The sequence below is a fragment of the Terriglobia bacterium genome (assembly GCA_020072645.1).
Taxonomy (GTDB): domain Bacteria; phylum Acidobacteriota; class Terriglobia; order Terriglobales; family Acidobacteriaceae; genus Angelobacter.
This window is the reverse complement of the sequence record JAIQGK010000028.1, coordinates 22,118-48,057: the sequence shown is the minus strand read 5'-3', so window position 1 is coordinate 48,057 and position 25,940 is coordinate 22,118. Positions and strand designations below refer to the sequence as shown.

Below are 25,940 nucleotides of genomic sequence, written 5' to 3'. Positions count from 1 at the left end.
CACGCTGGCGATGCGGGTGAGAGTGGAGGGACGGAGGAGCTTGCGTGAACTGGTGGGGGAGGTGAGGCGGAAGGCGCTGGAAGGATATCGACACCAGGAAGTGCCGTTCGAGAAGGTGGTGGAAGAGCTCTCGCCGCAGCGGACGCTGAATACGACGCCAATCTTCCAGGTGATGTTTGCTCTGCAAAACAATTCACCACATGAGCCGGCTGTCTCGAAACTTAGTATGTATCAGGAAAGGCTGGAACCAGGGCACGTGCGCTTTGACCTGGAGGTGCATGCGTGGGAACAGGATGGGGAGATTGGGTTCTATTGGGCATATAACAAGGATGTGTTTGAGGGTTGGTATATGGAGCAGATGGCAGGGAACTACATACAGGTATTGAACATAATAGCCGCCGATGACCAGTATGAAAGGTTAGTATGAACTTGCGAAATTACTTGGTACTGGGGATCACGACGGCGCACATAACGCCAAAGGTCGCCTGGCACTCTTTCTGTGTCGTTTCATAACCCTGCAGATTTCGCGGGAACTCCAAGACCATGTGGGGATCATTTTGCCCAGGTCAGCTGCCCGTCCTGAAATTGCTCTTCCAACTCCCGGCAGAGCTCTTCACTCCAACTCGACGAGATCGGATCTTGAAAGTTCAAGGCAGCGTACTTTATGTCAAACGCAGTCATTGTTCAGAAGTTTAGACCATCCATAAAATTACTCAACTTCGGCACGCCCCCGACCTATACACAGGCACGGCTTATTTCTTCTGGTCCTTCTTCGTTGCTTTGCGCCATTTTGCCCAGCGGCGTTTTGCTGCGGCACTGATCTTAGCCTTGGCTTCAGCCGTCATTCTTCACTTTCGTTATGGCTTTGCCACTGCGTTCTTGAATCCGTTTCAAAAGTAAGATGTCAGAGATTAAGGAAAGCGATACCCAACTCCCGAAGGTCACTGCACCTACCAGTCCAAACCGAAAGAACAGATCGGATGGCGGATGCGTCCACGCCCTGTGCCCGCAGCTCAAAACCCTGCGCGTCGTTCATAGCGATAATGCAAGCCAACGACCTGCGGTATCTGAATCACTCTTCCGAGCGATAACGGTTGGACAAAGGGGGTACAGATCCTGGAGGAGTCCTTCCCAATCGCTTTGACTCTCGCCCTGGCTGCGCAGAAAGGCCAGCAACTGCCGGCTGCCGTCGCGCCGCACCCCGTAGGCCACCAGCATTTGCACCCGTTTCCGCTCCGCCGGACGACGTACCCCCAAGCTCACTCCATCCAGAAACAAATAGGCCCATTCATCTTCCAGCCGGGCTTGATGAAACTGCCGCACCGCCTGATCCAGATTCCGTGTCAGGGTGGAAACCGTTTGCGCGCTTACCGCTTCGTCGGTCAGAATGGCTACCACCCGCCCCACCTGGCGTGTGCTGATCCCGCGCAGAAAAGCCTCCCGGATCAGCATCGCTACTTCTTCGGCCCGCCGCTGAAATCTCTCCAGCCCCGCCGGCAGAAAGTTCTTGTTCCGTGTCCGCGCGATCCGCAGCCGGATCGTTCCCATCCGGGTCACGTAGTCGCGCTCATAAAAGCCGTTGCGATATTCACGCTCGCCGTCGGCCCGTTGATAGGGATCCAGTTCCATCCACTGATCGCGCGCCCGCAGCGAATCCGCATTCCAAAACTGCCGCCACGCAACACGCGTCCGGCCATACATATCGCCCCAAAAGCTGTCCTGCAGTTCGCTCACAAAATGTTGGAAATGCTCGGTGATCTCTGTTACTTTCGCCATCGGGTGTAAGGCTCCTTTTCTCAGGATTCGGTTTTAGCTCGTTAGGCCAAAACCAACTTACACCCTCTCGCTTTTACACAAAGGAATTTACGTCACCAGCCGCGCCGAAACTGACCGCCGACGCTTCTTAGGAAGCGCGGGAAGCACATTCGTTGGCGCTCCAGCATAAGAGTTGATGTCGTGATTTCCCCAAGCGCCCAAATTTATATTGTTTGAATATCATGTGCACGTGCTGATCAGGGCCAATGATATGCTGGTGTTTGGTTGATAAATGGCTCCTGCCGTTGCAGAGTCTTGACCGCGCTACAGGAAGGGAAATCGCCCATTCCTTGTCGAGCGATCTCGGGAACCATTACTATAATTTGGTCAAAAGCTGCGATAGCGATACTTTGAGCGCTTTCGCAATGAGATACAGATTGAGGATCGAAATGTTGCGTTTTCCTCTTTCGACGTCGGCCAGAAAACTGCGATCAATGCCAATCCTCTCCGCCAACTGGACCTGAGTCCACCCGGCAAGTTTTCTGCGTCGGCGAATTCGGTCACCCACTATTATAAGCAGATCGGCTGGCATCTATGGAATAATGCCCTGTCGTGTTTGCAATACAAACCGTGTTTAGATAACATTCTTTTGGGGAAGCCATTCAAGAAAGAGGGCGATTCAGATTAAGGCGAAGCTCCCGGCCCCCGTGTCCCTGCATCATATCTGCGGATCAGGGTCGGCCATCAGGAGAAGCAGATCGTGAATTATCTGCAGCGGGGGTCTATTACATTGTCCCTTACATCACTGGTTACCGTGCGGTATGTCTGATGCGAGGCAGAGGCTACTTTCAAAGAGCCAGCCCGCGAGCGGGGATGGATCATTTTTGGAAGCGGAGAACTCTTTCAACATAAAAGATGCCCCGGCCAATCGGAGCAGAAACTCTTGAACCGAGAGAAGGGAATAATGATGTGTGGAAATATATAGCCCCTTGCCAGCCCATAGCAATGGAGATTGGAAAATCGGTTCTCAACGTAATCGGGGGACGATATAGGAGATCGGGACCTATCTGACTCCCATCGGTAACCAAGACTCCAAGTCGGTCTTAGTCATCTCTGCACGAGCGCTTGTTGCTTGACCTGTTGTTTCGTACGCGCATTTATCATCGCGCAATGTTTACCGAAAAAACTAAAATGCAAAAGCCCCCATTGTCACCGGAACTGCGTCTCAACAGTGCATGCGAGATATAAGCCAGGCGGAAGCAACACCTGAGCCCCAGGTCGCTCGAAGCGTACAAATACCATTTCCGGACGCTCATGAGCTTTTTTGATCCCAACCGGAGACTCTCCTCTTTTCATGAAGGAGACCTCCGCGACTATCAACGCTGGCGCAGCGCGCCGGGCACGGACCACGAAAAAGCCGGCCCGTCTCTGATCAACCACGAACTTGGTGCCTTGGCGCATATATTGAAATTAGCTGCGCTGTGGATGCCACTGAGCCCTTATTAGGACCCGGTTTCTTTCCCTCGTCGATGAAAAACATATAGCGGAAGCATGCGGCCGTCTTGCTGAAATGGTCGGCGACCTCAGCGGAAAATCTTTCCTGGATGTCGGGTCCGGTAGCGGAATTCATTCTCTGCCGCTGTACGCCTCGGCGCGGCCCGTGTCTCATCTTTTGATTACGATCCGAAAAGCGTGGCCTGTACTGCCGAGATGAAGCGCCGCTTTGCCCCTATGGCCAACTGGCCGGCTGAAGGGGGCTCAGCTCTGGACGAGCCGTATCTGCGCTCGCTGGGACAGTTTGACATTGTGTATTCCTGGGGCGTGCTCCACCACACAGGCGCAATGTGGAAGAGTCTGGATCTCATCACCATCCCGGCGAAAGAGCATCTTGTGATCTGCCTCTATGCTGATCAGGGCGCGTTCAGCCGGCTCTGGCGGTTCCTTAAGAGATGCTATGTCAACCACCCCTATTGCCGCCCTGCCGTCACTGTTGCGTCATTGTCCACTCTTTGTTTGCCGAAGTTATTGCTGTTCCCGCATCGCGTCATCTCGGACTGGAAGAACTGGAAAGTGAAGCGCGGCATGTCAGCCTGGTAGTCGCCAAAGGACACCATTCGTACAAAGCGGAGATTCTTGTAGAAACTTGTTAAATTCTTGAGATTTCCCTCGGCAACTCATTCGTGCACCGATTTTCCATAAGCTTCCCAAGAGACCATTTCTGAGAAGGAGTGCTGCCATACCAGGAGTCCCGAGGTTTGGAGCGCAATCCGGACAAAATGGAGTTCGAGATCGTCGCGTCAGTGAAAGCTGCTTACTTCAAGGAGTTCCATGAGCCAGCGTAATCCCCGCCTTCGTCTACTGCCTCACAAGAGCATACATGCAATCGCAGAGGAGTAGATTTTGAGCTGATCGTAACATTGCCTGCCCGTAAGCGACGTTGGCGACGTCGCCCAGAACGCCTGCATTCGTGATCAAATCTTTGATACATACGGTGGACCACCTCGTGCTAACGTCGAACTTGGGACATACTCGCCGAATTCATTTTCAATTTTGCCAAACAAGCAACCGGCACACAAGGCGTGAAAAGTTAAATTCGAATCATCATCTCTCTGTGGATAGAAGATCCAAAAGCAGAGGATTTGTTTTTGAACTCGGAGCAACATTACCTACTCATATGCGCAGTCCCAAGGGCGTCAGAAGGAACAATTCGGATGCCTAAGTCTCGCGAAGTTTGAGAGTCAGTCTGCTGCTCGCTTCTTCCTCCATTCGATCCAACGTTTCTTCGTGGCTCGGCTGAGCTTTCGCCTGATTGCTGCCGATGGTGGCCTTTTCCTGCCATCCGGCTTACCGGAACTCTTTCGGAATGTGACTCGATTTCCACGCAATGCTGCAATAGCACTATTAAGCCGGTCACGTTCCGCCTCCAACTCCGCGATGATAGTTACAGCGTCCAAGAGCGTCTCCTTTGACGAGACTGGCACGCTTCAAAGTTGTAATCATACCAACAGCACACAAGGATGAAAACGCTCTAGCTACCTCTGTTCGCGACCGGTGATGGCCGACTTCGAAAGGACAAGTGTTTTTGAGTATGTTAATTACCATAGGGTTACCAAATCCGGTCTTTTTCCGAAGCAAAACTTTTGGCATCGAACTGAAGTAAATCCTTGCAATTCATCTTTCAGCTCTGTTAGTTTCTTCCACTCAGCAAGATCCTGCTGTTTACTTGTTTGGCAAGATCGTTAACTCTTGAAACCGGATGACTGAATTCGGAGACCGTTTGCTATGAAGCCACAAAAAGCATTTTGGATTGTACTTCTAATTATTATCGTCCTCGGCTCATCTTACGCACGCGCCCAAAGCCTCGTTGCCAAGTCCGCAGGCCCATCGCCAGTAAGAGACCAATCTGCCCTCAACGTGCTAGAACATGCCTTTACGGTGGCGGGAGGCAAAGCTCAAATTAAAGCCGCACAGGATTTTAGTGCAACGGGGACAATTACTTACTCATGGTCTGATGGGGATGTTCAAGGCGACGCTCGCATCCTGGCTAAAGGGCAGGATCAAGCAAGGATGGATGTACGCTTGCCGGACCGGACAGATTCCATAATTCTCAATCATGGCACTGGTTCGGTTTCCGACCACTCCGGGTCGCATGCCATCCTTGGTCAGAATGCTAGACACATGGGGTTGTTGATCTTCATGTTGCCCCACATCGTCGAAGCTGTGGAAGACCCTCGTACCAGCATTTCCTTCGATGCGGGAAATGACGATATGGGCTGTAACGACGCGTATCGAATACAGATTGTGCAGCCGATTCCAACGCAATTGCAAAATGATTTAAAGCTGCAACAACTCAGAACTTTTAAGCTCTGCATTGAAAAGACCAGCTTGATGATAGTGCAATTTGCACATCCTCTGGTGTTGGCTAACCGTCGCCATGTGGTGTTGGTTCGCCAGCTAGTGTTTTCTGATTTCAGAATGGTGTCAGGTTTAGTTTTGCCTTTCTCTATAGAGGAAAAGCAGGGAGGGCAGCACCTTTCGACGCTCCATTTGGGCACCTGCTCCTTGAGCTCAGGGGTTCAGCCTGATGCCTTTGATCGTTAGTCTTGGTTTCACTGTTGGTTAAGAAGTTACCCATTTGAACCGAGGACATATTCCGATGAAGCTCCGCGCCATAATGATTGCTATAGGTTTGGCAATGTTGTGCCACCACTACACGCTCGTCGCTCAAGTGCCAGACGATTATCTCGAGCGAATCGGCATTCCAGATTTTTCTGTAAATGACCCCGTCGAAATGGGTGCGATTAATGTAGCTAATGGCAGTCTGCATCTAGACATTCCGCTTGCTTCTTTAGCGCAAAGAGGCAAAGCTCCATTCAATCTCAAACTCGTTTATGACAGCCAGCTTTATGGCATTCCATTTGGTAACGTGTGGAGGCCAAATGCTATGATTGACTCCCTCGGCGGCTGGAGGGTCATCACGTCCGACAGGGAAGATATTGGTAGTGGCTGTTTTTTGTTTGGGGGATTCCCTGATGGACCGTGCCCAGGTATCAATTATGGTGTGTCTGAGACACAGTGCACTATCGCTCCGGGCGGCATTACCGATAAGTATTTTACATTTTCAAACTTTAGCTATCTTTCTCCCGACGGTCTTTCCAAGACATTTCCAATTTTTACCTATAATTCCCCAAGCCCTTCGCTCGACTGTATTCCTGATGCTCCCAATGGTTCTGCTTATGCCGATGATGGTTCTGGATATTTCATGTCGGTCACCGGATATACGCAAGCCGTTGTTTATGATAACTACGGAAACATAGTATCAACAGGTGAGGATTCAAACGGAAACATATATGGCCACAATGCCAACGGGGTCGTGGATTTCGTCGGTCGTAATCCAGTATTAAAGACCGTCCAGGGAAATCTTATTTATCTAGACGTTCTGAATTCACAGGGAACTCGATCGCGATACACCATAACCACGACAACTATCAATGTGCATACAGCCTTTGGTCCATCTTTTATGACCGAATATCAGGGTTCACTTTCTGTCATCCAAAGTGTAAGGCTACCTAACAACACGCTATATCAATTCGATTATGATTCAGGAACTGCATCCGGCAATTATGGTTTGCTCAAGAGCATTACTTTGCCCGGCGGTGCCGTGGTCCAATACACTTATACGACCTTTGTCGATTCACAATGCAGCCGCAGCAGGTGGGTTTCATCCCGAACTTCTGAAGGAAATGTCTGGTCGTATACACCGTTATTAGTGACATCGCGTTTTAGCAGCTGTCCAATTCCGACCCCTCCAACGGAGGTAGATGGTGTTCACCAAGTAACGGCTGTCATGCCCGATCACTCATCTATTGTCTATATCTTCACAGTGCGCGATCAATCAGCAGCATGGATGACGAGCTCTATCAGTCGCGACCCGGCTGGTAACACTCTTCAGACGGTCACAAAAGACTATGATTTTCTGTCAACTGCGAGGCTTTTTCCCATTCGAGTTACGACTAGCCTGCCATTTAATGGATCAACCTTATCGAAGAAGACTGAATATTCTTGGTCAATACCTAATCTTACAGAGGTACGCGAGTGGGACTTTTATACAGGTACTGCTCCAGCAACTGCGACTCGCGTTACTGATGCTACGTACACATCCGATAATCCCGCAGATGTAACTGTAAATATTCTTAGCAAGCCAACAGCAATCACGATCAGTGACGGAGCTGGGCATATCGCCGGAAAGGGAGTCTTCGAATATGACAACTACACTGACGGGCTGTCCTTAAGCGGTGCAGTTCAGCACGATGCGGTATTCAGCACGGCATATACGACTCGTGGAAACCTGACAGCGGTGTCGCGCCTGCTGACTTCGGATGGCTCTTTTCTGGTGACAAGAAATCAGTATGATGATGCCGGTAACATTACATCGACAACGGACCCAGGGCTACATAAAACAACATTCAGCTATACCGACGCATGGGGTAATGCAATCTGTGCGCCGAGTAGCGGAAATTCTGCAGCATACGTGACGAAAGTTACAAATGCTAAATCTCAGTTCTCCAGTTCCACCTATAATTCTTGCACTGGGAAATTGGCGAGTTCCACCGATCTGAACAACAACACGACAAACTTCAGCTACGCCGACTCCTCAGGAAACGCCGAGCCATTGGATCGCCTACTCCAGACGCAGTTTCCTCCCGACGACAGCGGCGTTCGGGGCAAGATAACCAAGTCTTATAATGAAGCATCTTTGCCTTTAACTTTTACGACAACAAGATCAATCACGTCAACACAAGACCTCATCGACATAGATAAGCTGGATGATCTGGGCCGTACGGTTCAAAAGGCGATTACAAGCGATCCTCAGGGCACAGTCTATAGCCCAATCTCTTATGACTTTTTGAACCGCAAAAGCAAAGTTAATAACCCGACGCGTTGCAATCCGCCAGATACAAATTGCGGCGAATCCACCTGGGGTTTTGCCTCTTACCTCTATGACATTTTAAATCGACCGACAACTATCACTTCTCAAGATGGGGGTACGACCAGATATTCGTACAATGGAAACTCAGTTACTGTCACGGATGAGGCCGGAAAGCCAAGACGGACTGTAACCGACGGACTGGGACGATTGATCGAAGTTGACGAACCGGGAGGAGCTGGATCTTCGGGAGTTCAGGCCACGGCAAGCGTCAGCATTAGCGGCGCATTTAGCTCGACTTGGGTGGCCGCAGGCTCACCTCATTTGGCGGCGACTGGAACAGCCCTTGCAAGCGTGACATTAAGTGATGGCAGTTCGCACACGTTTTATTTTGATACAAACCAGCACCTTTGTCAGATGTCTTGGAATAGTTCAAGTTGGTTCGACCAGGATCTCACGAGCATGAGTGAGGCGGGGCTTCCCTTGGCTGGTAGCTCAATTGCCGCTGTGGCCCTCGGAAGTGTGATTCACGTTTTTTATCAGGGTGCGAACCAGCACATTTATGACATGAACTGGACCGGCAGCGTCTGGCAGAACCTCGATATGACCGTACTCACCGGTGCATCGCCGGTATCAAATACAAAGATGGCGATCGTTGACACTGGCAGCTCAAATACGCCGATGATGTTTTATGAAGGCGCCAATCAGCACCTTTTCTGCGTTTATTGGTATGCCCCAACGACTACGTGGTCGAATGCCGACCTTCATAGCCTATCTGGAGCGACAAATCTCATGGCCCCGAACGGCTCAATTTCTGCCGCTATGTGGGGAACCACAGGCAACATTCATGCATTGTTCCTCGACACAAACCAAAACCTCAACCGCATTGTTTGGAGTGGCACGGCATGGATCACTAACAATTTGACTAGCATGACTGGTGCGGCAGTGGCGGCGGCAGGAAGCAAGCTGACCACCATCGCTACCGGAACGCCGATTGATCTGATGACCTTCTACGAGGGCGCTGGACAGCATATTTACTCTATTTATTGGAATAATTCTGCCGTCCAGGCAGTATTCATGGATTTGCTTTTGTTCCTCCTTCGTTACATCAACATACAGGAAGCGGCTGCGCGGACTCTCGCCACGTGGTCGCAGGGAACTGCCGCGATTCGGTCGTACTGCTTGCCTTTTGCCTGGCGTAGTCATTCGTTATTCGAGACCGCGAAAATTCAGCCAAGCTGCGGCTGAATTCGTAGGTGACCCAAGTCTGTACCTGAACACTCAGCGTGAAAAGTGCATGTATATGTTAGCAGGATTTTACGTCCAGCCCGAGTCAATTGCAAATGTTCATGCCTGTTGGCGCAAAATTTCCTGAACGTTGAATCGCATGAGTCTCATCGCCGGGATTAGACTGGCGATGACCGCCAGCGTGAATATGACAAATGCACTGGCAAAATAGACTCCTGGGCTAAGGACGTTCACTCCAATTAGGAGTGAGGCAAGGACGCGGGTCAAACTCATCACTATAGCTGAGCCAATCAGAATGCCGCCCGAAGCCGCAAGAAGACCAAACCGGGTAATAAGCGCGATTGTGCCAAAGACGGTTGCTCCCATCGCCATGCGGATTGCGATTTCCCGCCGCCGGCGAAGCACTGCTGCTGCGACCACGCCGTAAATGCCAATCATTCCCAAAACGATTCCTGTCCCAGCAAAAGCGCTAAGCAAGAGGAGGCTTACCCTGCGGGGGCTGAGATAATTATCCAAGTAAGTGTCCATGGTCTGGAAATTCTCGATTGGCAGGTCTTTGTCCAATTCGTGAATCACCTTGTCTATAGTGGGTTTGACTGCTGCTTCCGGCATAGCCGCATTAAGCACGAATGACAATGTCGGCGATGGATCCTGGTACTGGGGCACATAGACTTGCATCCATCTTACTTTTGCCTCAGGGCCAAAATGCTTGATCTCTTGCACAATTCCCACAACTTCAAGCGCGCGGGAGGTTCCACCGGCGCGCGCACTCATCCCGACCTGCTTGCCTAGCGGGTTTTGTCCCGGCCACAGTTTGGCGGCAAGAACGTTATCCAGAATTACGACTGTGGGCGCGTTGTCACGATCTGCATCCGTAAAATCACGGCCCTCAAGCAACGGAAGCCGCATGGTCCGGAAGAAGCCGGGCAAAATTGATTCATATTCCACCTGAAGGGGCTCGCTGGCAAATCTTTGGCTACTCTTAGCGTAGCCGCCGTTACAAAACCACTCCGTGATGCCTATCACGGTCGAGTGTGGCAATCAGTCCTTTTCGAGAAATCACGGACATCGCCGATGAATGCAAGTATTGCGACCATTGCGGAACCGGCAAGGCCAACGAAGAATATGATCTCCAGAACGCGGCCGAGGACGTGCAGCATTGGTGGGCCCTTCGAACCCAATGCTACTTGCCGGACCCTAAAGAAAGCCTAAAGGCGCGATGAAAATTTGGCCCAGCCATTCGGCCAGATACCATCGGCGGGGATCACACAACTGGAAGGCCAAATGAAAATACCGAACCGTGGCCCAACTGGCTGCTGACCTCGATTCGACCACCGTGCGCTTCAACAATCGCTTTGACAATCGCCAGGCCCATCCCTGTACCCTGGATCCTGTATCGCTGCCCCTGGCCACGGTAGAACTTGTCGAAGATCATTGACCTTTCGAGGTCATCAATTCCAACTCCACGGTCAGCAACGCTGGTAATCAGCCTTCCATTGCGGACCTCACTGCTGATAAAGATGGGCTGTCCGGCATCCGAGTATTTCGCCGCGTTCTCGATGAGATGCTGCAATACTTTTTTGATCCAAGTCACATCCATCATTGCTTTGGGCAAACTCTCAGGAATGCGAACCTCCACTGGGTGACCGGCGATGGTATTCTTCGACTCTTCAAGAGCGGCTTGGACCGGCTCAAGAATAGGGTGCGGCTCCAGTTCTAGTTTCACCTCTTTGGCATCGAGTTGAGCCATCTCAACCGCTTCACCGATCAGCCGGTTAAGCCGGTCGCTTTCTTCATCGATGATGTCCTCAAAATCACGCCGCTGTTCATCGTTCATCTTTGCCTCAGATTTCAGGCTGCTGATCGATGCTTTAATCGATGTTAACGGCGTACGGAACTCGTGAGTAATTGAATCGAGCAAGGCGGAACGCAAACGTTCACTCTCGCGAGAGGCCTCATTGCGCATCAGCTTTTCGAGAGCCTCGGCCCGCTCTACGGCAATGGCAACTAGGCCACCAACGGCTTCTAAAGTTTCGTACGAGAGCATCTCGCCGCGCATTGCCAGACTCCCCATCGTTTTAACGCCCATTCTCAGCGGCACAACTGAGATTCCCTTTTCAGCGCTAACCGTGAGATCTCCGGACGAAGAAACATCTTTGAGAATGTTGCTGGGGAGTTCTTCGGTGCCTGCACCAGAGCGGTAAATCTGGTCCTTGCCGGAAATGTGGAGGGCAGCCTCCCGCACCCCAAAAATCTCCAGCACATGAAAAGGAATGGATTTCAGCAATTCAGCTGTGTTATCCGCGAGGAGAAGCCTCTGAGAAAATGCATATAACTTCTCAACTTCAATGCGTCTCCTCCGCGATTCACGGGCTTCGCGCCGGACACGTTCGGAAAGGTGACTGGCGACAAGCCCGGTGAACAGAAATGCGAGAAGCGCCGCCCAGTTTTGCGGGTCGGCTATAGTAAAGGTGCCCACCGGCGGCAAGAAGAAGAAATTGAAGCAGAGCGTCGCCGCGATAGACATGGCAATCGCATACCTAAAACCCCAGGCCGCGGATACGACCAAAATCGCGACCAGCAAGCTGAGCGCGACCGTGGTGGGATTAACATGTATGTATTTGAAGTAGACGACGACGATGACGAAAAGCGTCAATGCCGCAATGGCGGACCTGAAAAGCGTGATCCAGGAGAGTTTCACACCGCTGATTGTAGCTGAGGTTCGCATTGATTCAGGATGGTGTTGTCATGGCTAAGACTCCGGAACAATGGCTTGAACAGACGGCGGCGGAAAAAAAGGCCGGCATTTTCAAGCTATTCCTAGGATATGCCCCGGGTGTCGGAAAGACATACAACATGCTCAGCGAAGCGCTTCGCCGCAAACAGCGTGGAGAAGACGTCGTCGCCGGAATCATCGAAACCCATGGACGCAAGGGCGTAGCCGAGCTGGCTTCACAGCTGGAACAGGTCCCGAGGCGTCGGCTGGAATACAAGGGAACTCTGTTTGACGAGATGGATGTCGATGCGATCGTTGCCAGAAAACCCGCAGTGGTATTGATTGATGAACTGGCTCACACCAACGTCGAAGGAAGTCGCCATAAAAAACGATATGAGGACGTAATCGAAATCCTCAAGGCCAATATCGATGTCCTTGCCACATTGAACGTCCAGCACGTCGAGAGCGCAACCCCGATCGTGCAGAGCATCACTGGAATCCAGGTACGTGAGACTGTTCCTGACTGGGTGCTGGAACGCGCGGATGAGATCGTTTTGGCGGACCTCACCCCGGAAGCGCTGCAAACGCGAATGCGTCGGGGCGACATCTACCCCGTCGAACGGGCGGACAAAGCACTCACCAATTTCTTCCGTCGCGGCAATCTGCTGGCCCTTCGTGAACTTGCGTTGCGGCACGTCACCCATTCGGTAGATCGCAGCCTGGATGAATACCTCCAGAAGAAGAACATTGACCAGAGTTGGGGTGTGAGCGAGCGCATCGCAGTTTGCATCAGCGCGGAAAGCTCATCGCAGCAACTGATTGCAAGAGGCGCCCGGCTTGCGCGAGGTGTCGACGCTGCTGAGTTTTATGTGGTTCACGTCGATACCGGCGAGGAGATGGCAGAAGAAGACCGCCAGTCACTAACAGCGAACCAGCGCTTCGCGGAGAACCTCAAGGCGAAGATCGTTACTTTACAGGGAAAGGACGTTCCCAAGACAGTCGCTGCTTTTGCTAAGGAATACAAGATCACGCAAATTATTTTCGGCCGCTCGGCTGTGCGTGGATGGGAACAATATCTCTATCTAACAGCAATTCAACGCTTTCTCCGCGCTGCCCCGGCTTTGGACGTGCACATTGTTACCCAGGAACGCGGCCGACGTGGTGGCGAGTGAGCGACATCTTTATAAAGAATTCAGGACTTCTTTAGGTGTTCTTTAGCCGTTCTTTAGCCGTAATAGGGTCAAATAATCATATCCCGTTCAAACGGATATGTGAGGCGCAGCATGGCCGAACGGCCCAGAATTCTCGTGGTGGACGACGAGCCTCAGATCACTCGTACGCTCCGGGCAAGTCTCTCCATGTACGGTTATGAGATCCAAGTGGCAAATGATGGAGAAGTCGGCTTGGAGGCATTCAAAACTTCAAAGCCGGATCTTGTGATCACCGATCTGTCCATGCCGAAGATGACTGGTATCGAACTCTGTAAACGCATCCGGGACCGATCTCAAGTTCCCATTATTGTGCTGTCAGTGCGAGGAGAGGACAAACATAAAGTGGAAGCGCTTGATAAAGGCGCAGATGATTACGTTACAAAGCCTTTCAGCATCAATGAGCTTTTAGCTCGGATTCGCGCGAGCTTGCGCCGGGCGAGCGTTGGAAAGGAAGAAGCGTCCGAGCCCATCGACATAGGCGACTTTCACATCGACTTACAGAACCACCTTGTCACGGTGCTAGGTAACGAGATCCATCTCACTCCAACCGAATTTGATCTCCTGGCGTATATGGCGCATCATCCAGGCAAAGTACTGACCCATCGGGCACTGTTAAGCGCTGTCTGGGGAAACCAAAGCTCGCAGTCGGCAGAATACCTTTGGGTGTTTATGAATCAACTCAGAAAAAAGATTGAGCCGGATGAGACACCTCACTACATCGTCACCGAACCGCGAATTGGGTACCGGTTTCGACCGGAAAAGACTTAGCTTGTTTTGAGTGCCACGAGCTAAGCCATTCATTTCCATTTATTTTGCGGGAATCTAAAGCCTTTAGGATTTTTTTAGGATTCGCTTAGGCCATTTTTATGGGGATTGTTGAATACTGAATTTGTTCCGAGCCAGTGTGAATGAATACACGGCTGGTCCGGAGGTGGTTTATGACACTCCCCATTGCATTTGGAGCTCTTGGCTTAATCGCAATCATCGCCCTTTTGTGGTGTTTACGAGGCTTTAGTCGCGAGTTGAACCGTGGTCGCAAGGCTGTTGGTCTGGTTGTACGTCTGGAAAGCGCTGTAAGCAGATCGGCGGCTACAAACGACCATGCACGGAATGCCGGAAGCGTAATCGAAATTCCAGGGCGAAGCGTTTTGCACTCTGGCCGGCCTGCATAGTGCTTAGGTACAAGTAACGTTTGTGCGAATGCACGCTGCATTAATAAAGGGGACCGGAGGCTTGTAGAGAGGAACGCTCGTTCAAGAGTGTTGTCGTCGTCTTGAGATATGTCACGGCTCTCTGGCCGGCTCAATAGAACAATCCCCCTGTTCTCCTTAAGCCACAGTCTTAGCGCTTCAACTACAGGAACAACTGAGTGGCCCTGTCGATTGAAAACACAGGACTGGCAGAATTGCGGGTTGTGCGGCCCCCTTGTTGCAGACAAGAGATTTATTTTCGGAAGGTGAGGATTGCGCGAATTTATGAAGCTATTAAGTCAAGTATTTGTAAGCAAATTGATCGTCGGTGCTGTTGCCGGAGCCCTCTGCTTAAACGCAGTCCAGGCGGCAGAGCTCATGCAGGACAGCCAGAGTGAGCACAAACTGATTCCCGCTCAGAATCTGCTGGGCGGGCTGCTCTACGTGTTCTCGGTCGCTGTGATATGGGTCACGGAACGAAATCTGAGCAAAACCAGAGAATTTAAAGCGTTTAGACCAGAAGGGTGGTTTATGCGCTCCAAACGAAGCCTTGCTGTAGTCAGCGTGTTGATACTTACTGGTGAACTCTTGTTTTGCTCTGTTCCAGCAGCAGCCCAGGAAATCAGATCGTCCGGTCCTGAAGTTCAACAATTGCGAGAGCTGGTCCTGAAGCTTCAGTCAAGAATCGAACAGCTTGAGCGTAATCAGGGCACAGGTTCTCAGCCGGCAAACACCGCGCAGATTGTGTCCGCACAGTCGAGTGCTCCACCGCCAGCGGCAGAGGCCCAGGCCATCAGCAAAGATGATCGCGCCATCCTGGATTTCTTCCATGGCACAACGATTAATGGCGCCCTCGACGGCTACTACGGGTACAACTTCAACCAGCCGATCGGCCGCGTAAATCTCCTTCGCGCCTACGATGTAAGCAGCAACAGCTTCAGCCTCAATCAGGCGAATCTTGTCATCGAGCGCGCGCCTGATCTTGATTTGAAACGGCGCTATGGAGTGCGTCTCGATTTCCAGTATGGCCAGGCCACGGAAACCGTTCAGGGCAGCGCCGCCAATGAGCTTCGCCCGCAGGTGTACCGCCCGGTGTGGCAGGCCTATGGCACTTATATTTTCCCGGTAGGAAGCGGACTCACAGTGGATTTTGGCAAATGGGCAAGCTCGCTTGGGTCGGAAGGCAACTACAACAAGGACCAGATCAACTATTCGCGGTCCTATTACTTCAACTTTCTGCCGTTTTACCACATGGGCTTCCGTGCAAGTTACAACTTCAGCCCCAAGCTGAATTTCACGTACATGCTCACCAATGGTGCGCAACAGGTTGAAGATTTCAACGGGTTCAAATCGCAGCATTTTGCATTGGTTCTCAAGCCGGCAAGCACCGTCAGCTGGAACGTCAACTACTACTTTGGGCAGGAACAGCGCGATGTAAATGCAGTGTTGAACCCGGGTTTCCCGAACGGCCCCACGCAACCCGGCCTGCCCGTGAGCACCATCACCCCAACTCCTGACGGCCGCGAGCACATCTTCGACACGTACATGACTTGGAATGCAACGCCGAAACTCACGCTGGTGGGCGAGGCTGACTACGTTGTGAACCGTGCCTTCAGCAATTCAGCTCCGCAGCACGTTACCGGTGGAGCGGCCTATGCGCGATACCAGATTGCACCGAAATTCGCGCTGGCTGGCCGCGGCGAGTACCTTTCGGATCGTGGCGGGCTGTTCAGTGGCGCGACGCAGGCGCTCAAGGAAACAACTGCGACGGCAGAGTACAAATTCGCTGACGGATTTCTCGCGCGCATGGAATGGCGGCGGGACTTCTCCAATCAACCGTTTTTCCTGACGGATATTCCAGGAAAGCTCAAGAAAGAGCAGAACACAGCCACGCTGGGGCTCATCTGGTGGTTTGGCCAGAAGCAGGGTGCCTGGTAGGGGTTGAGGAGGTTTTGCCGTGCTCGATTTATTGATGATCTTTTTCACATTGCTGTTTTTCACCTTGGCGATCGCTTATACGGTCGCTTGCGACAAATTGAAGTGAGGTGACTGATGAACTTCGAAAACATTTGCGTACTGTTCATCAGCCTGATGCTGATGGTTTACCTGATCTACGCGCTTCTGCGTCCGGAGAAATTCTGATATGACGCTCAACGGCTGGCTGCAAATTCTCTTCTACTTCGTGGTGATCGTGCTGGTAACGAAGCCCATGGGCGTCTTCATGACCAAGGTCTTTTCGCGAGAGCGGACCTGGCTCGATCCGGTCATGCGTCCTGTCGAGCGCGTGCTTTATAAGTTGACTCGCGTGGATGAAGACCGCGAGATGCGCTGGACGGAGTATTCGATCGCCATGCTGCTGTTCAGCGGCGTGTCGATGCTCGTGCTGTACTTGCTGGAGCGCACACAGCAATGGCTCCCGCTGAACCCGCAGAAATTCGCCGCGGTTCCTCAGGATCTGGCGTTCAACACCGCCGCTTCATTTACGACGAATACGAACTGGCAGTTCTACACCGGCGAACAGGTCATGAGCTATCTCACGCAGATGGCCGGGCTGGCATTTCACAACTTTGCCTCGGCCGCAGTCGGAATGGCGCTGGCGGTAGCGTTTATCCGGGGCATTGCGCGGCGTGAGAAGGAAACACTCGGCAATTTCTGGGTGGACATCACCAGGGCGACGCTGTGGGTGCTGGTGCCGATCAGCCTTGTTGCTGCATTGGTTCTGGTATCGCAAGGGGTAATCCAAAATTTCAAGCCGTATGACACGGCCAAGCTGGTTGAACCGCAGCAGGTCCAGAAAGTCGGGCAAGACGGCAAACCGGTTGTGGATGCCAATGGAAAGCCGGTGATGGACACCATCACCGAGCAGAGTATCGCTCAAGGTCCCATCGCTTCCCAGGAGGCCATCAAGGAACTGGGCACCAATGGGGGCGGCTTCCTGAATGCCAACAGTGCCCATCCATTTGAGAACCCGACGCCATTCAGCAACTTTATTGAGATGGTGCTGATCTTCTGTATACCCGCGGGCCTGACCTACACCCTCGGCCGAATGACCAGATCGCAGAAGCATGGCTGGGCGGTTTTTGCCGCCATGGCCGTGCTCTTCTTTGCCGGGGTCACGACCGCATACTGGGCGGAATCGCGTGGCAATCCACTGTTGGCGGGAGTGAACCAACAAGCTTCCGCTTTGCAGCCTGGCGGCAACATGGAAGGCAAAGAAGTGCGCTTCGGGATCGCCAACTCCGCCATGTTCGCGACCGTGACAACCGATGCGAGCTGCGGCGCGGTCAATGGAATGCATGATTCCTACACGCCTCTTGGCGGAATGGTTCCGCTAGTCAACATCATGCTCGGCGAGATCGTGTTCGGCGGGGTCGGCGCCGGCATGTACGGGATTTTGATTTTCGTCGTGCTCTCGGTCTTCATTGCCGGTCTGATGGTTGGGCGAACGCCGGAATACCTGGGCAAGAAGATTGAATCGTATGACGTGAAGATGGCAATGCTATACGTGCTCATCTTCCCGCTCATGATCCTGGTGCTGGCCGCAGCTTCCGTGCTCCTGCCCCAGGGTCTGGCAACACTGAACAATAACGGACCGCACGGCCTCTCGGAGATTTTGTATGCCTTCACTTCAGGAACGGGAAACAACGGCTCGGCTTTCGCTGGCCTTGGTCCCAATCGCTGGTACAACCTCACCATGGGCTTCACCATGCTGGTTGGCCGTTTCCTGATGATCGTGCCGATGTTGGCGGTTGCTGGCAGCCTGGCGCGCAAAAAGGTTGTTCCGCCCTCGCCCGGCACATTCCCGGTCACGACGCCACTGTTCACCACTCTTCTGGTGAGCGTGATCATCATCGTCGGAGCTTTGACGTTTTTCCCCGCGCTCAGCTTAGGTCCGATTCTTGAGCACCTGCTGATGCACGCAGGAAAGACCTTCTAAAAGGACTTGAGCCATGCTGGTAAAAGAAGCAAAACCAAAATCGTTGTGGGACAGCAAAATTGTGCGGCAGGCGCTCATTGACTCAGTGGTCAAGCTGAACCCCCGCAAAATGATGCGGAACCCCGTCATGTTCGTGGTCGAGATCGGCAGCGTTGTGACATCAGTATTGTTGATTAAAGACCTGATGCGCGCCAGCGGAAGTTTCGGTTTCGACCTGCAGATCACATTGTGGCTCTGGTTCACGGTCCTGTTTGCAAATTTTGCTGAGGCGATGGCCGAAGGACGTGGCAAGGCGCAGGCGGAAACCCTGCGTCGCGCCAAGTCGGAAACAATGGCCAACCGTCTGCTCTCCGATGGCCGCACAGAGAGTATCTCCGGATCCAAGTTGCGCGTCGGCGATCTTGTGATTGTGGTCGCTGGCGAAACCATCCCAGGCGACGGCGACATAGTGGAGGGCGTTGCCTCAGTCGACGAGTCCGCGATTACGGGCGAATCCGCACCTGTCATTCGCGAAGCTGGCGGCGACCGGTCGGCCGTGACTGGAGGAACACGTGTTCTCTCCGACCGAATCAAAGTGAAGATCACGTCGAACCCTGGCGAGACCTTCCTGGACCGCATGATCGCGCTGGTCGAAGGCGCAGAGCGGCAAAAGACGCCGAACGAAATTGCTCTCAATATCCTGCTGGCGGGGCTGACTATTGTATTCCTGCTTGCCGTGGTCACCTTGGAGCCGTTCGCTGCCTACTCGGGATCGCCTCAGACGGTATTTGTCCTCGTATCATTGTTGGTCTGCCTGATTCCAACGACCATCGGCGGCCTGCTCTCTGCCATCGGGATTGCCGGCATGGATCGACTGGTGCAGCACAACGTCCTCGCCATGTCTGGACGGGCAGTAGAAGCGGCGGGCGATGTGGACACCCTGCTGCTGGATAAGACCGGCACCATCACATTGGGTAACCGGCAGGCCTCCGAATTTATCGCCGCGCCTGGCGTGAGCAATGATCAGGTTGCCGATGCGGCCCAACTCTCCTCGTTGCCGGATGAGACACCGGAAGGACGCTCGATCGTGGTGTTGGCAAAAGAAAAGTATGGGCTTCGTGGCCGTGATCTCAGCACTCACCCGGCGCAATTTGTGCCCTTTACCGCTCAAACGCGCATGTCCGGAGTCAACTTTAACGGCCGTGTAGTTCGCAAAGGAGCGGTGGACGCGATTGAAAGATACCTGAAAGAAAATGGCAGCTATCTTCCCAAAGAAGTTCAAGCGACCGTCGAGACAATAGCCCGGTCCGGTGGCACCCCGTTGGTGGTTGCCGAGAACAATCGTGCTCTAGGTGTGGTCCACCTGAAAGACATCGTCAAGGGGGGCATGAGAGAACGCTTTGTCCAGCTTCGGGCAATGGGCATTCGCACGGTCATGATTACCGGCGACAATCCTCTGACGGCGGCGGCCATTGCGCGGGAAGCCGGCGTCGATGACTTTCTGGCCCAAGCGACTCCGAAGGACAAAATGGATCTCATTAAGAAGGAGCAGAGCCAGGGCAAGCTGGTCGCGATGACCGGCGACGGCACGAATGACGCCCCCGCTCTCGCTCAAGCCGACGTCGGCGTTGCGATGAATACTGGAACCCAGGCAGCCAAAGAAGCGGGCAATATGGTGGACTTGGATTCCAATCCCACGAAGCTGCTGGAAATCGTGGAGATCGGCAAGCAGCTCTTGATGACCCGCGGTTCGCTGACCACGTTCTCGATTGCTAATGACGTGGCGAAGTATTTCGCCATCATTCCGGCGATGTTTGCCGGCACATTTCCCGTGCTGAACGCGCTCAACATCATGCATCTGGCCACACCGCAATCGGCAGTGCTCTCGGCGGTGATTTTCAACGCGCTGATCATCATTGCACTGATTCCGCTGGCGCTGCGCGGAGTCCAGTACAAGGCCATGAGCGCTGCGGCGCTGCTGCGGCGCAATCTGTGGCTTTATGGCGCCGGAGGAGTGATTGTCCCCTTCATTGGCATCAAGATCATCGATTTGATCATTCGTGCGTTGCATTTGGCATAACGGAGAGAACACATCATGAAGAAAAATCTCATTACCTCTATCCTCTACACGATTGTCACGACCGTGTTCTTGGGATTGATATACCCGGTTCTCGTCGTCGGCCTGGCTCGCATCTGGCCACACAAGGCGGATGGTCAGCTCATCAGCAGGAACGGGGTTCCAGTGGGTTCTCGCATCCTCGCGCAACCGTTCACAGGCGCTCACTATTTCCATCCGCGGCCATCGGCTGCGGGCGCCAACGGATATGACGCTACAAGTTCCGGGGGGACCAATTGGGGACCTACTAACCAGAAGCTTATTGACCGCGTAAAGGGCGATGTTGCAACTCTGCAAGCTGAGAATCCCGGGAAGCCGATACCGGTCGATCTGGTCACAGCTTCAGGTTCCGGCCTTGATCCCGACATTACCCCTGCGGCTGCAGAGTTTCAGGTCCCACGTATAGCCAAAGCGCGCGGTACGACCACAGATGCAGTCCTCAATTTAGTGCGCGAGCACACTGAAGGCAGGCAGTTTGGGTTTTTTGGCGAGCCACGGGTGAACGTGCTCGAATTGAACCTGGCTCTTGACTCTCAATTTCCGGCCAACAACCTCGGTCAATCCAAATAGTCGCCTTGGGATGAGAGTTGATGCTCAAGTGTCGCTTGGCAACCGCCTGCTTGTCGTTGTCGCCCACCAGGATGATGAAGTTACCTGTTCCGTGCTTCTGCAAAGGACCCCTGAGGCCCTTATCGTTTTTGCGACGGACGGGGCTCCATCTGCCGAATTCTTTTGGTCATCCTACGGCTCACAGCGACGCTATGCTGAGGTACGGCATGCCGAAGCATTGAAGTCGGTTGGAGTACTTGATAACGTGAAAGCAATCTTCCTGAAAGATGGGACGACCGACGTTCCGTTTCGCGATCAGGAACTCTTTCGCTCTCTGTCTTCCGCAGGCAAGGCTTTGGAAGCCATAACACACCAATTCAGGCCAGACGCATTGCTGGCGCCTGCCTACGAAGGCGGCCATCCCGATCACGATGTCTGTAATTTTCTGGTGAATACGGTTGGGCGGGCTCTTGTGATTCCAAGATGGGAGATGCCTCTCTACCACCGATCGCCCAATGGCAGCCTCGTACGCCAGAAATTCCGAGTTTCCAGAGGTGGCGAAATTCTCTTGCATCCTTCTCAATTGGAATTGAAGCGGCGCGGTGAGATGCTCAGCAAGTATGTCTCCCAGCCAGATCTGCCAAAGTTCATTGCGGAGGAAGTTGAACGCTTCAGGCCCCAACCTGATTATGACTACTTCCAGCCACCGCATTCTGGTGCTCTTAACTATGAAGTTTGGGGTTGGCCTATTACTGGATCTGATGTATGTGCAGCCTTTCAGAGTTATGGACAGCGGCGCACGTCCGCGTCCGTTTGACGCGAACTGTGTGACAGCCGGCCAGATGCTGATAATGTTTCCCTTGTATTCGGTGCCTCAAGCGTGTGCCGCTGCGGTCTTGGTTGGAACGGCCGTGGTGTGGAACAGTAGGAGCAGCAATGCAGGCTCAATAACGAGTACACGCAATCACGGACAAGAGAACTGCATAAAACACTGGTGAAATGAACCAACGGCGTAAAACTCCGGAAGAGATCCTGCGCGAGGTCGAAGCAGGAGTCGAGAAAGGCTACCTCAAGATATTTCTCGGGTACGCGTCCGGTGTGGGCAAAACATTTCGAATGCTTGACGAGGCGCGTCGCCGTTGTGCTCGGGGCCAGGATGTTGTGCTCGCTGCAACTCAACCGCAGATGCCACGCGAGGCTGAACCCCTCGTTCAACAGCTTGAAGTAGTGCCCTTAAAAGAGATGGGGCAGGGCGCGGTTATCGATATTGAGGCTTTGATCCAGCGCCATCCGGAAGTTTGCTTGATCGACGGGCTGGCCTATGATAATCCACCCGGTGCGCGGAACAAAACGCGTTGGGAGGATGTTCGCGACCTGGTGCAGGCCGGAATCAAGGTCGTCGCATCCGTCAACATTCAGTACATCGCAGAGTTGCAGCAACAAGTGGAGACAATCACCGGCAAGCACGTGACCCAAACCGTTCCGATTGCCTTTATCAGGAGTGCTAATGAAATCGAGATCGTTGATGCCCCTGCCTTGGAGGCGCTCGCACGGACACCCGATGAACAGGCAGGGCTTGAAAGGCGGCAGCGCCAGTTGTTGAAGCTGCGTGAGATGGCCCTGGTTCTCGCTGCTGACGTGGTTGATCATCAGCTCACCAGTTATCTGGAGTCTCATGGCATCAAGCAGCAGTATGGCACACAAGAGCGAATACTTGTCTGCATCACTGCTGATTCAAATGCAGAAGAGATGCTTGAAACGGCGCGGCTGATCGCACTGAGATTCTATGCCGAACTGGTTGTAGTCAATGTAGACTAACCTGAACTTTCCTCTCTGGAGCGGGCTGCAGTCGATGAAAAACTCAGTTTGGCTCGCGCTGCCGGGGCGCGTGTTGAAATTTTGCAAGGAAAAGACCCAATCAGCACTGTCATGGCCTTTGCTCGTTCGCGAGGAATGACCCAAGTTTTTGTCGGACATAGCCGCCGCTCAGGATTCTGGTCGGGCTTGCTGGGAACCTCGGTAGACAGGCTGGTCAGATTGTCACGCGGCATGGATGTCCGGATATTTCCGAACAAGCAATGAATGAGACAAAACGCGGGAAACTGAAAATCTTTATGGGTTATGCGGCCGGCGTCGGAAAGACATACAAGATGCTGGAAGAGGCCCATGCACTGCGGAAGCACGGGACCGACATCGTGGTTGGCTACTTTGAGCCACACGGTCGTCAGGAGACGATCTCCAGGGCAGAGGGGCTGGAGTTCGTCCCAAGGAAAAAGGTCGAGTACCGCGGAAACATCTTCGAAGAAATGGACACAGAACGCATTCTGGCCAGACACCCGCAGGTCTGCGCCGTAGACGAATTTCCACACACAAATGTTCCAGGATCATCCCGGACCAAGCGCTGGGAAGATGTCAAGGTGCTGCTCGATGCCGGCATTGATGTTCTTACCACGATGAATATCCAGCACCTTGAAAGCCTGAATGACCATGTCCAGCATATTACCGGCGTGACAGTTCGCGAGACAGTTCCCGACTGGATCGTCCGCAATGCTGATGAGGTCTTGATGGTTGACCTTACGCCGCGCGCACTCATGCACCGTTTGCAACGTGGCGTCGTTTACAGACCTGATCAGCCGAGCGTGCTCTGCAAAACTTCTTTCGTGAGCCAACCCTGGTTGCGCTGCGAGAGCTTGCGCTGCGAGAAGCCGCTCACGAAGTGGGACAAAGAATCGCAAGCCAGGCTGAAGTAGCCTTGCAGGAAGCGAATGCTAAAGGCCACAACCGGCAGCATAAAGTTCTCATTCATGTCACCGCCGATCCAAAAACCGCCATGGTCACAAGGCGCGCCAAGAGAGTAAGCGATTTCCTCGGCGTTGAATGCATGGCAGTTCTTGTGACGCCCACCGGCGACCTCACGGGCTTGGCTGAATCAGAGAGACAAGCATTGGAAAAGCACCTGGCCTTTGCCCGGAATCTTCACATCAATGCACATATTTTGAAAGGAAATAGCGGGGCCAGCCTGGTTGATTTCGCTCGCCAAAACGGCGTGACGCAGATCTTTGTGACACGCCCGCATAGTCGCACATGGCTGCGTTTCCGATTACATGATCAAGCCCAGGAGATCATTGATTTGGCGAAGGACATGCAGATCGTGATCGTTTCTGACCGGGACCCGCTGGCACGAAGAGAGTTGAGAGAATGATTTGTTGAGCACGTAACCCACATGCTTTGATCAAGAATTCCACCGCAGAATGCAGGCGGCAATGATCGAACGAATCTTCATTGCCATGCGAGTGTGAGAGTGTAGCATTCTCCACCATAGAGCGAGATAAACACATTTATTTGCAATGATTTGGATTTTCATTCAGGCATGCGAATCAAAGAGGGATCACTATAAGACAGTGAAAACAAATAGTTTAGGTGGCGGAGAGCGAGGGATTCTACCTACCCTGATTTTGCAAATCTTGATGAGGGCCGCGTTTGTCTTCCGCGTCAGACTTGTTGTTGCTGAAGCCTCGGGTTTGCGGATTCGGTAGGAATATGTTTCCTGCACTGTCCCTCCCGCAGTCCAGGCTTCTGCGATGTAATCTCCTGGTTCGAGCAAAGAACCGCCGATCTGCAGCGTCAACGCCTGGAAATTGCTTTCCGGCGAAGAGAGTATTGGTCCCGGGCTGTTCCACATCGCCATCCGACTCCCATCCGCATTCACGCGGAAGATTTTTACCTGACACTGGACGGGGGAGGATTGAGCAGGCAGTTCCAAGACGAGGTTGACGGCGCCATGCGCGGGCGGTTCGAACTGCGCCTGTTGCTGGCCAGGCCCTTTTACCAGGCCTGGAGCAAGGTGGACTGCGATGACGGACTGGACTTGCGGCCGCATGAAGCCGGCGTTAGGCTGATGCACAGAGCGGGAGCGATAGAGCCAGATTCCCAATCCCAGGACCAGGACTATCGAAATCCCAAGAGCGAAACGTAAGTGGGGCCACATGGGTGTACGCGCAGCAGGAGGCTGGGCAGCGCGTTGTCGCCGGACCTCTTCTACCTTGCCTCGCAGAAGAGGTACTTGCAGGTAGCGGCTTTCAAAACGCTGCTTTTCTGCCGAGGACAGGTTGCCATCGAGATAATCGGAGATCAGCGCCGTCTCTGCCGATTGCACCTGGAGGAAGAACTCACGGTTCGTGAAATATTTTTCTTCCAGCACCACGGCTTGGTCTTCCGGAAGCTGGCCGAGTAAATAGGCTTTCATAGACTCATTGGATATATGGTCCATCGGCAACCTTCATTACACCTCAACTCTTGTCCAGGCCTGTGAGTTTTGCCAGTTTTCGTCTCACCCTGTGGAGACGGACGCGCATATTGTTTGCATCTCCGATTTTGAATTCCTGCGCCATGCCGGCCCGATCATGGTCGATGGATTGCCGGACCATTTTCCACTCCTCGTCACGCAACTGGGATTCGCCGATAGCGCAGACTTTTTCCAGCAGGAGGCGGGCTTCAATTGCCTGAGGACCGTGCCGTTCGTGTGCCGGCGCGGGCAACGAAGGCTCGAGCGGCGCCGCAGCATGGCGCTGGCTTTCACGATAGCCCTGCTTGGAGACGAGGCGGGCAAAACCATAGCAGACTTTCAAAAAGTCCTCTTCCTTATCGAATTCATAATCCTCCCTGTTCCAGATGGTGAGCAGCGTCTCCTGGGCCAGATCCTCGGCATCGGAGCGGGCGTGGCGGCGCGAGAAATAAAAGACCAGGCTTTCCCGAGCATGGGCCCAGGCTTCGGGCGAAATGGAGCGGCAGTTGGCCATAGTTCTCTCCGAA

19 protein-coding genes and 1 pseudogene are annotated in these 25,940 nt (G+C 53.1%); 14 read left to right on the top strand and 6 right to left on the bottom strand.

Features of this window, described 5'->3' with window-relative positions:
* A partial coding sequence (locus tag LAO76_26600) for a non-ribosomal peptide synthetase (protein MBZ5494510.1) occupies positions 1-427 on the top strand: 427 nt, incomplete at its 5' end.
* A 605-nt stretch (positions 428-1,032) separates the two neighbouring features.
* Here LAO76_26600 and LAO76_26595 read toward each other — a convergent pair.
* Both LAO76_26595 and LAO76_26590 read right to left on the bottom strand, forming a co-directional pair.
* The gene (locus LAO76_26595) at positions 1,033-1,776 is read right to left on the bottom strand and encodes a transposase (GenBank protein MBZ5494509.1); all 744 of its coding nucleotides are present in this window, start codon (positions 1,774-1,776) and stop codon (positions 1,033-1,035) included.
* Positions 1,777-2,131: 355 nt separating this feature from the next.
* Positions 2,132-2,347 (bottom strand): helix-turn-helix domain-containing protein, encoded by a 216-nt coding sequence (locus LAO76_26590; GenBank protein MBZ5494508.1) that lies wholly within the window; start codon positions 2,345-2,347, stop codon positions 2,132-2,134.
* Between the two features lie 1,139 nt (positions 2,348-3,486).
* Between LAO76_26590 and LAO76_26585 the strand changes: the two genes are divergently transcribed.
* The 3 genes from LAO76_26585 (at position 3,487) to LAO76_26575 (ending at position 9,430) form a co-directional block, all read left to right on the top strand.
* Positions 3,487-3,852 (top strand): hypothetical protein, encoded by a 366-nt coding sequence (locus tag LAO76_26585; GenBank protein MBZ5494507.1) that lies wholly within the window; start codon positions 3,487-3,489, stop codon positions 3,850-3,852.
* Positions 3,853-5,037: 1,185 nt separating this feature from the next.
* The gene (locus LAO76_26580) at positions 5,038-5,856 is read left to right on the top strand and encodes a hypothetical protein (protein ID MBZ5494506.1); all 819 of its coding nucleotides are present in this window, start codon (positions 5,038-5,040) and stop codon (positions 5,854-5,856) included.
* 55 nt (positions 5,857-5,911) lie between these two features.
* On the top strand, positions 5,912-9,430 hold the full coding sequence (locus tag LAO76_26575) for a hypothetical protein (GenBank protein ID MBZ5494505.1): 3,519 nt from the start codon (positions 5,912-5,914) through the stop codon (positions 9,428-9,430).
* A 99-nt stretch (positions 9,431-9,529) separates the two neighbouring features.
* Here LAO76_26575 and LAO76_26570 read toward each other — a convergent pair whose 3' ends face one another.
* On the bottom strand, positions 9,530-10,471 hold the full coding sequence (locus LAO76_26570; protein ID MBZ5494504.1) for an ABC transporter permease: 942 nt from the start codon (positions 10,469-10,471) through the stop codon (positions 9,530-9,532).
* A 223-nt stretch (positions 10,472-10,694) separates the two neighbouring features.
* Entirely contained in the window at positions 10,695-12,131 is a 1,437-nt protein-coding gene (locus LAO76_26565) for a DUF4118 domain-containing protein (protein ID MBZ5494503.1), read from the bottom strand.
* Between the two features lie 47 nt (positions 12,132-12,178).
* Between LAO76_26565 and LAO76_26560 the strand changes: the two genes are divergently transcribed.
* From LAO76_26560 to LAO76_26515, 10 genes and pseudogenes are all read left to right on the top strand, one after another.
* Complete coding sequence (locus LAO76_26560) at positions 12,179-13,318, top strand: histidine kinase (GenBank protein ID MBZ5494502.1); 1,140 nt, start codon at positions 12,179-12,181, stop codon at positions 13,316-13,318.
* Positions 13,319-13,429: 111 nt separating this feature from the next.
* Entirely contained in the window at positions 13,430-14,125 is a 696-nt protein-coding gene (locus tag LAO76_26555; protein MBZ5494501.1) for a response regulator transcription factor, read from the top strand.
* A 953-nt stretch (positions 14,126-15,078) separates the two neighbouring features.
* Positions 15,079-16,485, top strand: a complete 1,407-nt coding sequence (locus LAO76_26550; GenBank protein MBZ5494500.1) for a porin — start codon at positions 15,079-15,081, stop codon at positions 16,483-16,485.
* A gap of 114 nt (positions 16,486-16,599) precedes the next feature.
* Positions 16,600-16,689, top strand: a complete 90-nt coding sequence (kdpF, locus tag LAO76_26545) for a K(+)-transporting ATPase subunit F (GenBank protein ID MBZ5494499.1) — start codon at positions 16,600-16,602, stop codon at positions 16,687-16,689.
* Position 16,690: 1 nt separating this feature from the next.
* Entirely contained in the window at positions 16,691-18,484 is a 1,794-nt protein-coding gene (gene kdpA, locus LAO76_26540; protein ID MBZ5494498.1) for a potassium-transporting ATPase subunit KdpA, read from the top strand.
* Between the two features lie 13 nt (positions 18,485-18,497).
* A complete protein-coding gene (kdpB, locus tag LAO76_26535; protein MBZ5494497.1) occupies positions 18,498-20,543 on the top strand; it encodes a potassium-transporting ATPase subunit KdpB in 2,046 nt (681 codons plus the stop codon).
* Positions 20,544-20,558: 15 nt separating this feature from the next.
* Entirely contained in the window at positions 20,559-21,149 is a 591-nt protein-coding gene (gene kdpC, locus LAO76_26530; protein ID MBZ5494496.1) for a potassium-transporting ATPase subunit KdpC, read from the top strand.
* 28 nt (positions 21,150-21,177) lie between these two features.
* A complete protein-coding gene (locus LAO76_26525; protein ID MBZ5494495.1) occupies positions 21,178-21,945 on the top strand; it encodes a PIG-L family deacetylase in 768 nt (255 codons plus the stop codon).
* Between the two features lie 182 nt (positions 21,946-22,127).
* Positions 22,128-22,946: a hypothetical protein gene (locus LAO76_26520; GenBank protein ID MBZ5494494.1), complete on the top strand. Its 819-nt coding sequence runs from the start codon at positions 22,128-22,130 to the stop codon at positions 22,944-22,946.
* A gap of 260 nt (positions 22,947-23,206) precedes the next feature.
* Positions 23,207-24,330: pseudogene (locus LAO76_26515) on the top strand (histidine kinase).
* Between the two features lie 189 nt (positions 24,331-24,519).
* Here the strand turns inward: LAO76_26515 and LAO76_26510 are convergent.
* A complete protein-coding gene (locus tag LAO76_26510; protein MBZ5494493.1) occupies positions 24,520-25,374 on the bottom strand; it encodes a hypothetical protein in 855 nt (284 codons plus the stop codon).
* Positions 25,375-25,417: 43 nt separating this feature from the next.
* Entirely contained in the window at positions 25,418-25,927 is a 510-nt protein-coding gene (locus LAO76_26505; GenBank protein ID MBZ5494492.1) for a hypothetical protein, read from the bottom strand.
* Positions 25,928-25,940: the final 13 nt, after the last annotated feature.

Excerpts from the sequence above, each read along its gene's own strand:
- LAO76_26580 (MBZ5494506.1), top strand. The coding sequence starts at position 5,038 with ATGAAGCCACAAAAAGCATTTTGGATTGTACTTCTAATTATTATCGTC.
- LAO76_26510 (MBZ5494493.1), bottom strand. The coding sequence starts at position 25,374 with ATGAAAGCCTATTTACTCGGCCAGCTTCCGGAAGACCAAGCCGTGGTG.
- kdpA (MBZ5494498.1), top strand. The coding sequence starts at position 16,691 with ATGACGCTCAACGGCTGGCTGCAAATTCTCTTCTACTTCGTGGTGATC.
- LAO76_26550 (MBZ5494500.1), top strand. The coding sequence starts at position 15,079 with ATGCGCTCCAAACGAAGCCTTGCTGTAGTCAGCGTGTTGATACTTACT.
- LAO76_26555 (MBZ5494501.1), top strand. The coding sequence starts at position 13,430 with ATGGCCGAACGGCCCAGAATTCTCGTGGTGGACGACGAGCCTCAGATC.
- LAO76_26505 (MBZ5494492.1), bottom strand. The coding sequence starts at position 25,927 with ATGGCCAACTGCCGCTCCATTTCGCCCGAAGCCTGGGCCCATGCTCGG.
- LAO76_26590 (MBZ5494508.1), bottom strand. The coding sequence starts at position 2,347 with ATGCCAGCCGATCTGCTTATAATAGTGGGTGACCGAATTCGCCGACGC.
- kdpB (MBZ5494497.1), top strand. The coding sequence starts at position 18,498 with ATGCTGGTAAAAGAAGCAAAACCAAAATCGTTGTGGGACAGCAAAATT.
- LAO76_26575 (MBZ5494505.1), top strand. The coding sequence starts at position 5,912 with ATGAAGCTCCGCGCCATAATGATTGCTATAGGTTTGGCAATGTTGTGC.
- LAO76_26560 (MBZ5494502.1), top strand. The coding sequence starts at position 12,179 with ATGGCTAAGACTCCGGAACAATGGCTTGAACAGACGGCGGCGGAAAAA.
- LAO76_26595 (MBZ5494509.1), bottom strand. The coding sequence starts at position 1,776 with ATGGCGAAAGTAACAGAGATCACCGAGCATTTCCAACATTTTGTGAGC.
- kdpF (MBZ5494499.1), top strand. The coding sequence starts at position 16,600 with ATGAACTTCGAAAACATTTGCGTACTGTTCATCAGCCTGATGCTGATG.
- LAO76_26520 (MBZ5494494.1), top strand. The coding sequence starts at position 22,128 with ATGAACCAACGGCGTAAAACTCCGGAAGAGATCCTGCGCGAGGTCGAA.
- kdpC (MBZ5494496.1), top strand. The coding sequence starts at position 20,559 with ATGAAGAAAAATCTCATTACCTCTATCCTCTACACGATTGTCACGACC.
- LAO76_26585 (MBZ5494507.1), top strand. The coding sequence starts at position 3,487 with ATGGCCAACTGGCCGGCTGAAGGGGGCTCAGCTCTGGACGAGCCGTAT.